This is a genomic window from Stenotrophomonas thermophila, assembly GCF_001499715.1.
Lineage (GTDB): Bacteria > Pseudomonadota > Gammaproteobacteria > Xanthomonadales > Xanthomonadaceae > Stenotrophomonas > Stenotrophomonas hibiscicola.
This window is the reverse complement of record NZ_CVIW01000001.1, coordinates 315,130-328,117: the sequence shown is the minus strand read 5'-3', so window position 1 is coordinate 328,117 and position 12,988 is coordinate 315,130. Positions and strand designations below refer to the sequence as shown.

At 68.2% G+C, this 12,988-nt stretch carries 10 protein-coding genes; 4 read left to right on the top strand and 6 right to left on the bottom strand.

Annotated elements, in window-relative coordinates; translation table 11 throughout:
* The first annotated feature begins 88 nt into the window (after positions 1–88).
* The 3 genes from BN1263_RS01445 to BN1263_RS01435 are packed head-to-tail and all read left to right on the top strand — an operon-like array spanning position 89 to position 1,861.
* Positions 89–784 carry a ComF family protein gene (locus BN1263_RS01445; RefSeq protein ID WP_058979042.1) on the top strand — a complete coding sequence of 232 codons (696 nt, stop codon included), beginning with the start codon at positions 89–91 and terminating at the stop codon, positions 782–784.
* 58 nt (positions 785–842) lie between these two features.
* The gene (locus tag BN1263_RS01440; RefSeq protein ID WP_021203354.1) at positions 843–1,394 is read left to right on the top strand and encodes an HdeD family acid-resistance protein; all 552 of its coding nucleotides are present in this window, start codon (positions 843–845) and stop codon (positions 1,392–1,394) included.
* Positions 1,391–1,861: a SecDF P1 head subdomain-containing protein gene (locus BN1263_RS01435; RefSeq protein WP_058979040.1), complete on the top strand. Its 471-nt coding sequence runs from the start codon at positions 1,391–1,393 to the stop codon at positions 1,859–1,861. The genes BN1263_RS01440 and BN1263_RS01435 overlap by 4 nt, the downstream gene beginning before the upstream one ends.
* A gap of 52 nt (positions 1,862–1,913) precedes the next feature.
* On the opposite strand, the gene BN1263_RS01430 is transcribed toward BN1263_RS01435, so the two are convergent.
* The 6 genes from BN1263_RS01430 to BN1263_RS01405 form a co-directional block, all read right to left on the bottom strand.
* Positions 1,914–3,692 carry an MFS transporter gene (locus tag BN1263_RS01430; protein ID WP_058979039.1) on the bottom strand — a complete coding sequence of 593 codons (1,779 nt, stop codon included), beginning with the start codon at positions 3,690–3,692 and terminating at the stop codon, positions 1,914–1,916.
* 192 nt (positions 3,693–3,884) lie between these two features.
* A complete protein-coding gene (gene nagA, locus BN1263_RS01425) occupies positions 3,885–5,000 on the bottom strand; it encodes an N-acetylglucosamine-6-phosphate deacetylase (RefSeq protein ID WP_058979037.1) in 1,116 nt (371 codons plus the stop codon).
* Entirely contained in the window at positions 4,997–5,773 is a 777-nt protein-coding gene (locus BN1263_RS01420) for a DeoR family transcriptional regulator (RefSeq protein WP_031270180.1), read from the bottom strand. Before BN1263_RS01420 ends, nagA begins: the two co-directional genes overlap by 4 nt.
* Positions 5,774–5,806: 33 nt before the next feature.
* Positions 5,807–7,141, bottom strand: a complete 1,335-nt coding sequence (locus BN1263_RS01415) for a D-tagatose-bisphosphate aldolase, class II, non-catalytic subunit (RefSeq protein WP_058979034.1) — start codon at positions 7,139–7,141, stop codon at positions 5,807–5,809.
* Between the two features lie 17 nt (positions 7,142–7,158).
* A complete protein-coding gene (locus tag BN1263_RS01410) occupies positions 7,159–8,097 on the bottom strand; it encodes an ROK family protein (protein WP_058979032.1) in 939 nt (312 codons plus the stop codon).
* Positions 8,090–9,244, bottom strand: a complete 1,155-nt coding sequence (locus BN1263_RS01405) for an SIS domain-containing protein (RefSeq protein WP_058979030.1) — start codon at positions 9,242–9,244, stop codon at positions 8,090–8,092. The genes BN1263_RS01410 and BN1263_RS01405 overlap by 8 nt, the downstream gene beginning before the upstream one ends.
* A gap of 322 nt (positions 9,245–9,566) precedes the next feature.
* On the opposite strand from BN1263_RS01405, the gene BN1263_RS01400 reads away from it, so the two are divergent.
* Entirely contained in the window at positions 9,567–12,926 is a 3,360-nt protein-coding gene (locus BN1263_RS01400) for a TIM-barrel domain-containing protein (protein WP_058979029.1), read from the top strand.
* Positions 12,927–12,988 lie beyond the last annotated feature (62 nt).

Genomic DNA, 12,988 nt, shown 5'->3' with positions numbered 1-12,988 from the left:
GCCCCCGTCGCAGTTGAGGGCAGTTCCGACACTGCAATCGGTGCTTCGCCGATGGCCGCACGCGGCGTGCGCCATCAAGTATTGGGTGATGCGTACTTATCTCCTGCGTTCGGCAACCCGTGTCTCGCGCGCACTGCTTGGTGTGCTGCTACCGCTCCGCTGCCTGGTCTGCGGCGACCCGGGCCACGATGATCTTGATCTGTGCTGCGCTTGCCTGGCCGATCTGCCCTGGGCAGGCCGTGCCTGCCTGCGCTGCGCGTTGCCGTTGCCCGACACCGCGTTGATCGTCTGTGGCAGCTGCCGCGAGGAGGTACCGCCACAGACGGCTACCCACGCCAGCCTGCTGTACCTGCCACCGGTCGACCAGTTGCTGGTCCGCTACAAGTTCCATCAGGATCTCGCAGCCGGACGCCTGCTCGCGCAGCTGATGCAGCGCGCACCGCCGCCGTGGTGGTGTCCACCGCTGGTGCCGGTGCCGCTGCACAATCGCCGGCTGCGCCAGCGCGGCTACAACCAGGCGGGCGAGCTGTGCCGGCTGCTGCCGATGCCGGTCTGGCAGGGGCTGTACCGGCGGCGCCACACCGCGCCGCAGTCCGAGCGCACGGCCGAACAGCGCAGGGAAAATCTGTTCGATGCGTTCGATGTGCGGGGCTTGGTGCCAACGCGGCTGACCGTGGTCGATGATGTGATGACCACCGGCAGCACGGTGATGGAGGTTGCCGAGACGCTGCGCCTGGTGGGCGCTGCGGAGGTGCGCGTGTGGGTCTGCGCGCGGGCGCCGTGATCGCCCTCTTCATCCACAGGGGCTAGGATGAGGCCGGTTCCGGATCGAAGGAGTGGTCATGAATTCCCCCTTGTCTCCCTTGCTGTCGGCGGTTGGCCGCAGCTGGTGGATCCTGCTGCTGTACGGGCTTGTCGCACTGGGTTTTGGCATCGTTGCCATCGGCTGGCCCTTGTCCGCAGCGATGGCGCTGGCGTGGACACTGGGCGTGATGGCCATCGTTGAAGGTGTCATCAGCCTGTTCGCACTGATCAGCGGCGGCAGTGGTGCCTCGCGTGGGTGGCTGGCGCTGTATGCCATCGCCTCGCTGGGCTTCGGCATCCTGGCGGTGATCAACCCGCTGGCCACCGCCAGCGTGCTGGTGTTGTTCCTCGCAGCGTGGCTGCTGGTGGCGGGCATCTATCGCATCGTGTTCGCGATCCGCGTGCGCAAGCAGATCCAGGGTGAGTGGTTGCTGATACTCAGTGGTGTGCTTGCGGTGGTGCTGGGCCTGCTGTTTGCGGCCAACCCGTACGCAGGCGTGGCGGTGACCACGCTGTGGATCGGCATCGGCAGCCTGCTGTATGGGCTGCTGCAGGTACTGGTGGCATTCAAGCTGCGGAAGCTGAAGTGAGGGCTGCGCTTTCCCTGTTGCTGGGCGTGGCGTTGGCCCTGACCGGATGCAGGCCTGGCGCCACACCCGGTGCCTTGGCAGGCAAGGATCATGCGCCACGCCCCGGCGTGGATGTGCGCCTGAGCGCGGTGGACGCCTCCGGCAAAGGCCGGCCGGCGCAATGGCAAGGCGAAACCCTGGCCCTGCGCGAGCCGCCGATTGCGGGCAGTGCGGACATTGCTGATGTGCGCTACGTACTGGACGATGCCAAGCAACCCGGCCTGCAGATCCGCTACCGGCCTGAAGCGCACCAGCGCATCCACGATGACACGGCAGCACTGGTGGGCCAGCGGGCAGCGATCAGCGTGGATGGCCGTGTGCTGATGGTGGCGACGGTGCAGGGGCCGTTCGGCGAATCGATGATGCTGAGCGGGCTGCCCAGCGTTGCCGAGGCGCAGGAGCTGGCCAGGCACATCACCGGCGAGTGATGGGCGCGCCAACACCCTCGCGCTGCGCGCGGAGGTCGACCGGGGTCGACCGCTACCGGGCGAACCGCGCCTCGATCTCTTCCAGCGACTTGCCCTTGGTCTCCGGCAGCCAGAATGCGGCCACCAGGAAGAACACGAAGGTACACGCCGCCCAGAACACGAACATGCTGGCGTAGCCGTAGTGGCCCACCGTGGGCAGGAAGATCGCGGCGATGGTGGTTGAGACGAACTGGTTGATCAGCAGCGCGATGCTCATGCCGTTGGAGCGGATGCGGTTCGGCATCAGCTCAGACAATGCCAGCCACACGCATACGCCGGGGCCGACGGCGAAGAACGCGACGAACACCAGGATGCAGGTGGCCACCGCCCAGCCGTGTGCCGGTGGCGGCACCGGGCCAATGCGGGCCTGCTCGATGCGCAGTGGCGCCTGGCTGGCACTGGCCGGGTCGGCAAATGGATTCAGGTGGAGTTTGCGGAAGAACGCACCGATCACGCTGTCCGGCTGCACGGTGCCGGTGCGCTCGATGCGCAGTTCGCGATCAATCAGGTTGTCGCTGCGCAGGGCGCGCACATTGGTGAAATCACCATAGGCGTACGACACGGTCAGCTGCATCGGTCGGCCCTGGCTGTCGATGCCATTGCTCAGGCGTTGCCACTGCGCGTCATCCAGCACCAGCTGCAGGCCTTCGCCGCTGACCGCCGCCTGCAGCTGAGGCTGCACATCGGCGCGTCCGCGCTCGGCCTGGAAGAACAGCGTGGCCGCTGCCAGCAGGGCCACGCAGATGCCACCGCTGCCCAGCATCAGCAGAAACTTGCGGCCCTTGCGGTCGACCAGCAGCAGCGCGACCACGGTCATCACCGCGTTGAGCAGCTTGATCGCCACGTCGGCACCGTTGGCCACCGAACCGGACAGGCCAGCCTGGTTGAGGATGTTGACCGCGTAGGCCAGCACCGAGTTGATGCCGGTGGCCTGGGTGCAGGCCAGCACCACGCACGCGAGCACGAACGGCACCACGTAGCGGCGCCTGAACAGCGGGTCGCGCTTGCCGTCGCTGCTGCTCGATTCCGGCGCCTGGATCTGGGCCAGCGTGGGCTCAACCTCTGCGGCGGTGAGGACGCGCTGAAGGCTGCGGCGGGCTTCATCGATGCGGCCGCGGCGCACCAGCCAGCGTGGTGATTCGGACAGCCAGAAGATACCGGCGCAGAACAGCAGGCCGGGCGCCAGGCAGGTCCAGAAGATGGTGCGCCAGGCGTGGTCCTTCACCGTGAACAGTTCCTGCGCCTGCTGCGCGACCGGCAGCGAGCGCACGGCCTCGGCGGCGGCATCCACGGCATGGGCGTGGTACAGGCCGATCAGCGCGGCCAGCACCAGGCCAACGGTCAGCAGCAGCTGGAACATCGCCGCACCGCGTCCACGCCGCTCGGGGCTGAGCACTTCGGCCAGGTACAGCGGAATCACCACGCCGATCAGGCCGCCACTGATGCCCTGCAGCAGCCGCCCGAGCAGCAGCGGCGTGTAGCCCGAGGCCAGCGCCATGATCGGAATCGAGGCGGTGAACAGCAGGCCGGCCAGCAGCATCGCACCGCGGCGACCGATCAGGTCGGCGACCATGCCGGCGAACAGCGAGGACAGCACGCTGCCCAGCAGTACCGCCGCCACCACGAAGCCGAGCTGCTGGCTGCTGAGCTGCCAGGCGTGACTGGCGGTCGCCTCAAGATAGGGCAGGGCACCGGCGATGATGCCGATGTCGATGCCGTACAGCAGGCCCCCCAGGCCGCCGATGAAGAGCAGGTAGCGTACGGGCCAGCGCGGGGCGGTGCTTGCAGTCATCGGCAGTTCCTGTGGTAGCGCCGGGCCAGGCCCGGCGGCGGTTCGTCGCAGAGTGCATTCTGTAGAGCCGAGCCATGCTCGGCTGCTTTCCGTTCCGATATCGAGGTTCCCCATGCCGCGCTTCGCGCGGTGAGCCGAGCATGGCTCGGCTCTACAGGGAGCCCGCGCGGCATCCGGGCCGCATCGCTTGCGTCAGGTCAGATCGACCACGCGCCCACCAATGACCACCTGCTGCAGGCGCAGTTCGGCGTCCAGTACCACCAGGTCGGCGCGGGCGTCGGGCGCAATGCGGCCGCGATCGCCCAGGCCCAGGTAGTCGGCGGGGAAGGTGGAAACCCGCTGCGAGGCGTCGGCCAGGTCCAGGCCGACGCGCACCAGGTTGCGCAGCGCCTGGTCCATGGTCAGTGCGCTGCCGGCCAGCGAACCCGTCGCCAGGCGCACGCAGCCGCCGCACTTGTGCACGCGCTGCTCGCCCAGCGCGTACTCGCCATCGGGCATGCCGGTGGCGGCAGTCGCGTCGGTCACCGCGTACAGGCGCGGAATCGCGCGCGCGGCCAGGCGGATCACGCCGGGATGGATGTGCTGCAGGTCGGGAATGATCTCGGCGTACTGCGCATGTGCCAGCGCCGCCGCGGCGATGCCAGGCCGGTAGTGGTCGACGCCGGTCATGCCGTTGAACAGATGGGTGAAGCCGGAAGCCCCGGCCTGCAGCGCAGCAACACCTTCTTCGTAAGTGCCGGCGCTGTGGCCCAGCTGCACACGGATGCCCATTGCCGAAAGCGCGGGAATCAGCGCGGTGTGCTCGCCGATTTCCGGCGCCAGTGTCATCACCCGGATCGGCGCCAGCGCGTGCAGCTGCTGCACCAGTGCCACCGTCGCCTCGATCGTACGATTGGGCTGTGCGCCCAGCCGCTGCGGGCTGATGAACGGTCCTTCCAGATGCACGCCGGCGATGCTGGCGGCGTCGGCATCGGGCGCCGCCATCGCCGCAGCGACGCCGCGCAGCGCGTGCTCGATCTCGTCCAGCCCGGCGGTCATGGTGGTCGCCAGCAGCGTGGTGGTGCCGAAGCGCAGATGGGTGCGGGCGATGGTGCGTGCCACGTCGCCGCCCTGCATCAGGTCCACGCCGGCCGCGCCATGCACATGCAGGTCGACGAAGCCGGGCAGGATCACCGGCAGCTGCAGGTCGTCGGCGCCGCTGTGGTCGTCAACCTGCAGCTGGCGCACGTGCGAATCGAAGTGGACCTGGCCACGCCGCCAGCCCAGCGGGGTGAGGATGCGGCCATGCAGGGTGCGGGTGTCGGTCATGCAGTGGGCTCGGCGATGATCACTTCGATGCCCACCCGCTGCAGCCCTTCACGGGTTGCGTCGTCGATGCCGGCGTCGGTGATGATGGCGTGGATCTGATCGAGAAGTGCGATGCGGTGCAGGCTGACGCGGCCGAACTTGGAGGCGTCGGTCAGCACCACGATGCGGCGCGCGCGCTCGACCATGCGGTGGTTGAGGCGGGCTTCGGCTTCATCGTGGGTGGTCAGGCCGAACTGCAGGTCCAGGCCGTCCACGCCCAGAAACAGGGTGTCGAAGCTGTAGGAGTTGAGGCTGGCTTCGGCCTGGCTGCCCTGCAGCGACAACGACTGCTGGCGCAGCAGTCCACCGGTCAGCAGTACGTTGATGCCGGGCGCGTTGGCCAGTTCCCAGGCGATGTTCAACCCATTGGTCATCACCGTCACGTCGCGCTGGGTGCGCAAGTGGCGGGCCAGGGTCATCGTGGTCGAGCCGGAGTCGATGATGATGTTGTCACCGGGCCGCACCAGGCGCGCGGCACACGCGCCGATCGATTCCTTCAGCGGCAGGTTCAGTGCGTCCTTTTCGTGGATGTCCTGTTCCTGTGGCGGCGTGCGCACCAGCGTGGCGCCGCCGTGAGTACGATTGGCCAGGCCCTGCGATTCGAAGTGGGTCAGGTCGGCACGGATGGTCACCGCCGACACGCCGAAGCGCTCGACCAGATCGGCCACCTGCACCGAGCCGTGCTCGATCAGCAGCTGCAGGATCTGTTGCCGGCGGGAGCGGGTGTTGCGCATGGCCATTCTCGGTGTCGCGGGGAAAGGTAGAGATTAGCCGTTCGCAGCAACGGCGGCAGCTGCGTCTGCGTGATGCGTGCGGGTTCCGGCCTGGTTGGCGCTGCACGCACGGGCGTACTCGCCCAGGCACAGGCCGATGCGGTGCTGCACCAGCGCGGTGGGCGTGTTGGCCAGCGTGCCCTCACGCACGGCGCGGTACTGCTCCGGCAGGTACTGGCTGAGCAGTACCAGTGGCGGCGCGTGCTGTTCCAGGTTGGCGAACAGGGTCTGCACCGCCTGCACCAGCGCGGGCTCGCCCCAGTAGTAGCGGCAGCGGTCGCTGAAGGAATAGCTGCGCAGCAGGCGCAGCGCTGCCTCATCGCCCTGGTAGTAGGACTGCCAGTACTTCGGCTGCGCCACCATCACTTCATCCAGCACCTGCGGCAGGCGCGAGCACTGTGCGGCCGGCAGCAGTTCGGCCTCGATCGCGGCCAGCGCGAACAGCGCTTCGCGGTAGGCGAAGGTCGCCGCCGGGCCGACCTTGAGGATGGCGAAGTGGTCGCGCACCAAGGCGTGCAGGCCACTTTCGCGCTGGTAGTCGGTGGAATGCGCTTCGAACACGATGCGCGGCTGCTGTTCGAGGAAGTCGGCCAGCGTGCTGGCGGCGGCCGGGTCGTACTCGTGCACACTGCTGTGGTCGAAGTCCACGCCCGGTTGCACCACCATGGCGATCACGCGCTGCCACGCATCGCGCAGCTGCGGCGTATCGAACGCCTGCTGATGAATCGCCAGGGTCTGCGCGGCAGCAGCGGGCGTGGTCACCTGCAGGCCCTCGGCCAGCGAGGCTTCACCCCCGGGAATCGGCACCTCGGTACCGATCACGTAGACCGGCGGCGGCAGGCCGTGTTCGGCGGCGGTGCGTTCGGCAATCTCGGCCAGCTCGGCCGAACGCGCGGCGACGATGGCGTCGGGCAGCGGCACCGGGTCATCGGCGCAGGACATGCTGCAATCGAGGTGGATCTTGTGGAAACCGGCGGCGACGTAGGCTTCGATCAGCACGCGCGCGTGGGTCATCGCTTCGGCCGCCGGGCGCTTCTGCCAGGCATTCGGGCCGAGGTGGTCGCCACCCAGGATCAGCCGCTCGCGCGGGAAACCTTCTTCATCGGCCAGCGTGCCCACGTAATCGCGGTACTGCGGCGGGGTCATCCCGGTGTAGCCGCCAAACTGGTCGACCTGGTTGGAGGTGGCCTCGATCAGCAGCACGGTACCGTGCGCCAGCGCCACGTGCATGGCCGCACGCAGCACCTGCTCGTTGCTGCAGCAGACGCTGTACAGGCCGACGTTGGCACCGGCGCGGTGGGAGGCGAGCAGGGTCTGCAACGGGGACATGGTCAGGCTCCGGTCAATCAGGAAAACGAGGGCTGGCAGGCGAGCAGGGCGGCACCACGTGCGCCACCGGCATCGCCGAAGCGCGGGGGCACGATCGGGGGGACCTGCACGCCGTTGAACAGATGGGTGGCGATGGCCGCCGGGAGCTGCTGGTACAGCGGCGCGTACTGCGAAAGGCCGCCGCCGAGCACGATCACGTGCGGGTCCAGCGCCAGCACCAGCGCGGCCAGGCTGTGGCCGAGCAGGTCGCGGTGGATGTCCAGCGCCTTGCGCGCGCGGGCATCACCGGCTTCGGCCAGGGCGATCACGGCGCTGGCGTCGGCGGCGCTGCCACCAAGGTGGCGCTCGATCATCGCCACGCCACTGCCGGACACATAACGCTCCACGCAGCCCTGCAGGCCGCAGGCGCAGTCGATCAGCGGCAGGCCGTGGCGCTGCAGCAGATGACCGGGCACGCTCCAGTGGCCCCATTCGCCGGCAAGCCCGTTGAAACCGGTCAGCAGGCGGCCCTGCAGGCAGAAGCCACCACCGGCACCAGTGCCGAGAATGGCGCCGAACATGCTGGGGTAGCCGTCAGCCGCGCCGCCGTGCGCTTCAGACAGGGCAAAGCACTGCAGATCGTTGCCGAAGTGCAGCGGGCGTTGCAGGCGTGCCTGCAGATCCTGCGCCACGCATTGGCCGGTCAGTGCAGGCACGTTCGCGCTGAGTTGGCGGCCGCTGCGGCGGTCGCGCACGCCGGGCAGGGCGATGCCGATGGCCGCATCGCTGCGGCCGAGGGCGGCGTCCGCCTCGGCGACCAGCGCCACCACCGCCTGCAGGAAGCCGTCGTAATCACCCTGTGGGGTGGCCACGCGGCGGCGCCAGGTGACCTGCATCGCCGCATCGCACGCCACCAGCTCGATCTTGGTGCCGCCGATGTCGATGCCGTAGCAGGCGTGGGCGATCAGCTCAGCCATGGTGGATGGTGACGCCCTTGACGACGCGGTTGACGGTGCCGTCCGGGAACGGGTTGTCCGGGGTCAGGCCCAGCGCGGCCGAGCGCTGCAGCGCGAACAACTGCGCGAAGCCCAGCCACACCGGTGCCAGCCACGGATCGTCCAGTGCCGGCACGGTGAGGGTGTATTCGTCATCGGCGCCGATGTCCGAATGCGGGCCGATCGCCAGCACCTGGCCGGCCACGCCGTCGCGGCGCAGTTCTTCCAGCAGGTCCTGTTCGTAGCGGCGCGCCAGCGGCTGCACGCTGCGCAGCACCACCACCAGGGTGTTGCCGTCCAGCGTCGACTTCGGGCCATGGCGGAACCCCAATGGCGTGTTGGCCAACGCCAGCACGCGGCCGGCGGTCAGCTCCAGCACCTTCAGCGCGCACTCGCGCGCCAGCGCTTCCAGCGGGCCGCTGCCGAGGTAGATCACGCGGTTGAACGGGCGCTGCGCAAGCGTTGCCACTGGTGCGTCCCACTGCGCCTGGCCTTCGCGGGCCAGCGCGGCGATCTGCTTCAGGCGCGCCACGCGCGCATCCCACGGCGAGCGATCGAACACCGTCAGTGCCGCTAGCAGCATGCAGGTCAGGCTGCTGGTCATTGCGAAGGCGCGGTCGCAGCTGGCCGACGGCATCAGCAGGGTGCAGGTATCGGCATGCCCAGCGCCACGACGGGCCAGTTCGCCATCGGCGTTGCAGGTGATGTCCAGGAAGCGCGCGTCATCCACATCGCTGCGCACGCGCTCCACCGCGGCCACGCTTTCCGGGCTGGAACCGCTGCGGCCGAACGACACCAGCAGGGTCGGGCGGTCGCGCTGCAGGTACAGTGCCGGATGGGTCAGCAGGCTGGTGGTGTGCACCACGCGCACCTCGGCCGGCCACTGCGCATTGATCGCGTCGGCCACCATTTCGGCGATGAAGCCCGAACTGCCGGCGCCGGTGAACAGCACGCGCTGGTTGGGATCGTTGAGGCTGTTGCCAAGAAAGGCCTGCAGGCGGTCGCGGGCACGCGACAGGTCCTGGGCGAGGGCTTCCCACAGCGCGGGCTGCTGGGCGATTTCGGTAGCGGTATCGGCTCCGCCCAGGCGCTGCCAGGCGGACACATCGGAAAGCAGGGTGACGTCCATTCGGAGGTTCCAGTTGGGCCAGCGCACCATCTGCGTTTTCTTTCGAAATGTCAAACATCGAAAGTAAAAAGAAAGAAAACAGCGTGATGACTTTTCTTGCAGCCGAGTGCTCGGAAAAACGAAAGAACGGGGCGAATGCCGTATCGCACAATGCTTAACAGGCGGCTGCAAGCGTTTACACAAAGTATTGCAATGCAACATCTTTCGTTTCAAAGGAATATATCTTCCTTTTTCCTTTCAATTTGTTGACATCTTTCGAATCGCTGCCCTAGAGTCGGCCCAACCGCTTTCGAAACGCCCGGTGAACGGGTTGGGAGTCCGTGTGGAAATCTGCGTTCGTCGCTCGCCGCTGATGCTGGCCCTGGTGCCGGCCTTGATGCTGGCGTCCATGACGGCCCGCGCCGAGCCGGTCGGCAACCTGCGTTCGGTTGCCGCCAGCGCCAGCCGCGACGGCGTGCAGGGCTGGGACCTGCAGACCGACAAGGGCGCGCGCATCCGCATCGAACTGCCGGCCACCGACATCATCCGCGTGCAGGCAGGCCGCAATGGCACGCTGACCGGTGCCGGCGACAAGGCCGCACCGATCGTGCTGCCGCAGCCCAATGCCAATGTGCAGGCGCAACTGGAGGAAGACGCACAGGAAATCCGCGTGCGCACCGAGTCACTGGTGTTGCATGTACAGCGGCAGCCGCTGCGCATGCGCCTGGAACGGCTGGACAACGGCCAGCCCACCGCGCTGTGGCAGGAACTGCAGCCGCTGGACCTGGATGCCACGCAGAGCGTGCAGGTGCTGTCCTCGCAGGCCGATGAGGGCTACTTCGGTGGCGGCCAGCAGAACGGCCGCTACCAGTTCAAGGGCCGCGAGCTGGAGGTGTCCTATTCCGGCGGCTGGGAAGAGGGCGACCGCCCCAGCCCTGCACCGATGCTGCTGAGCAGCCGTGGCTGGGGCATGCTGCGCAACACCTGGAGCGATGGCAGCTACGATCTGCGCGAGGCCGACCAGGCCACGCTGCTGCACCGCGAAGACCGCTTCGACGCCTATTACTTCGTCGGCGCCGACCTGCCGAAACTGATCGAGCGCTACACCCAGCTGACTGGCCGCCCGAACATGGTCGCGCGCTGGGCGCTGTCCTACGGCGACGCCGATTGCTACAACGACGGCGACAACAGCAAGAAGCCCGGCACCGTGCCCGAAGGCTGGAGTGACGGCCCGACCGGCACCACGCCGGATGTGATCGACTCGGTGGCCAAGCAGTACCGCGCCCACGACATGCCCGGTGGCTGGATCCTGCCCAACGATGGCTACGGCTGCGGTTACAAGAAGCTGCCGGAAACCGTGCAGGGCTTGGCCAAGTACGGCTTCCGCACCGGTCTGTGGACCGAGAACGGCGTCGACAAGATCGCCTGGGAAGTGGGCAAGGCCGGCAGCCGCGTGCAGAAGCTGGACGTGGCCTGGACCGGCAAGGGCTACCAGTTCGCGATGGATGCCAACCGCCAGGCGTTCAACGGCATCCTCGACAATTCCGATTCGCGCCCGTTCCTGTGGACGGTGATGGGCTGGGCCGGCATCCAGCGCTACGCCGTAGCGTGGACCGGCGACCAGAGCAGCAGCTGGGATTACATCCGCTGGCACGTGCCGACCCTGGTCGGGTCGGGCCTGTCCGGCATGGCCTACGCCAGTGGCGATGTGGATGCGATCTTCGGCGGCAGCGCCGAGACTTTCACCCGCGACCTGCAGTGGAAAGCCTTCACCCCGGTGCTGATGGGCATGAGCGGCTGGTCGTCGAACGCACGCAAGCACCCCTGGTGGTACGACGAGCCCTATCGCAGCATCAACCGCGATTACCTGAAGTTGAAGATGCGCCTGACCCCGTACATGTACGGGCTGGTGCACGAGGCCGCGCAGACCGGTGCACCGCCGGTGCGCGGCCTGATGTGGGACAACCCGCGCGACCCGCATGCGCAGGATGAAACCTACAAGTACCAGTTCCTGCTTGGCCGCGACCTGCTGGTGGCGCCGGTGTACCGCAGCCAGGCCGCCAGCCGTGGCTGGCGCCGCGACATCCACCTGCCGGCCGGCGGCTGGATCGACTACTGGGATGGCCGCCGCGTGCAGGCCGGCGCCGACGGCCGCCAGCTCGACCGCCAGGTGGACCTGGCCACGTTGCCGGTGTTCGTGCGTGCCGGTGCGATCCTGCCGATGTACCCGTCGATGCTGTTCGACGGCGAGAAGCCGCTGGATGAAGTGACGTTCGACCTGTACCCGCAGGGCGATTCGCAGTACACGCTGTACGAAGACGATGGCAACACGCGCCGCTACCAGCAGGGCGAGTCGAGCACGCAGCAGATCCGCGTGCAGGCCCCGGCGCAGGGCAGTGGCCCGGTGCAGGTGCAGATCGATGCGGTGCAGGGCCAGTACAACGGCCAGCTGGCGCAGCGTCGTTATGGCCTGCGCGTGCTCAGCCGCCAGGCGCCGCGCGCGGTGCAGGCCGGTGGCCGCGCGTTGCCGGCGTTGGCCGATGCGGCGGCGTTCAACGGTGCGGCTGAAGGCTGGTACTTCGATGCCAAGGAGCGCCGTGGCACGCTGCACGTGCGTACCGCTACCCAGGACATCCGCCAGCCGCTTCAGCTGCAGCTGGACTTCGAGGTGGCCGCTGCGGCCGCCGACGATGCCTATCCGGCTGCGCCGGTACTCGGCCGCGAACTGCCGGCCGACAGCCTGCTGGTGGTCAATCGCCCGGCCGAAGAGCCCGGCCATGCGCTGGAAAATGCCTTCGATGATGACCCGGCCACCTGGTTCCGCAGTGTGCGCAACCAAGCCGTGCGCACCGGTGCGCATGAGTGGGTGATCGGGTTCGGCGAGCGCAGGATGATCGATGGCATCGACATCGCGCCGCGCAACGACAAGAACTGGAAGCACGGCCAGGTACGCGACTACGAGGTGTACCTGGGCGACAGCAATGGCGAATGGGGTGAGCCGATCGCACGTGGCCGCCTGCAGCTGAAGGAAGGCGTGCAGCGCATCGCGTTCCCGGCCCATGCCGGCCGCCTGCTGCGCTTCCGCGTGCTGAGCGTGCAGAACCCGGAAGGCGATGGTGCCAGCAGCACCGATCCGATGGTTACCGCCGCACAGGGCAGTGCCCGCGCCTTCGATGCGCTGCAGCCGCGCGACGTCGGCCCGATCGCACTATCCACCTTCCACATCCTCGAACACCAGGAACCGGAGCGACCGGCCCGGCAGCGCTATCTCTCCGAGCTGCCGGTGCCGGCCGCGCTGGCCAGCCAGGTGCGCGCCGACCAGTCGTTCCGTGGCGACGCCGGCATGCGCATGAACGGCCTGCAGTTCCGCCGTGGCCTGGGCGTCGGCGCCAACAGCCGCATCGACCTGCGCCTGCAGGGCGGCTGGCACCTGCTGCGTGCCGACCTCGGCATCGACGACGCCTGCCGCAGCGCCGGTGGCCTGCAGTTCCAGGTCTGGGGTGACAACCGCCTGCTGTACGACAGCGGCCTGGTGAAGGCACCCGGCGTGGTCAAGCCGGAGCTGGACATCCGTGGCCTTTCCACCCTGAGCCTGCGCACGCTGGGTGCGCAGGGCAGCCAACCCGCCCAGGTCTGTGCCAACTGGGCCAACGCCGTACTGATCGGCCAGGAGGGCGACTCCGCCAGCATCGTCGCCCCATGACCCCCTCGTAACACCGCTCCTCCCCCCGCCCATTCCGACTACGGCCCTCGTGGCCGTGGCCC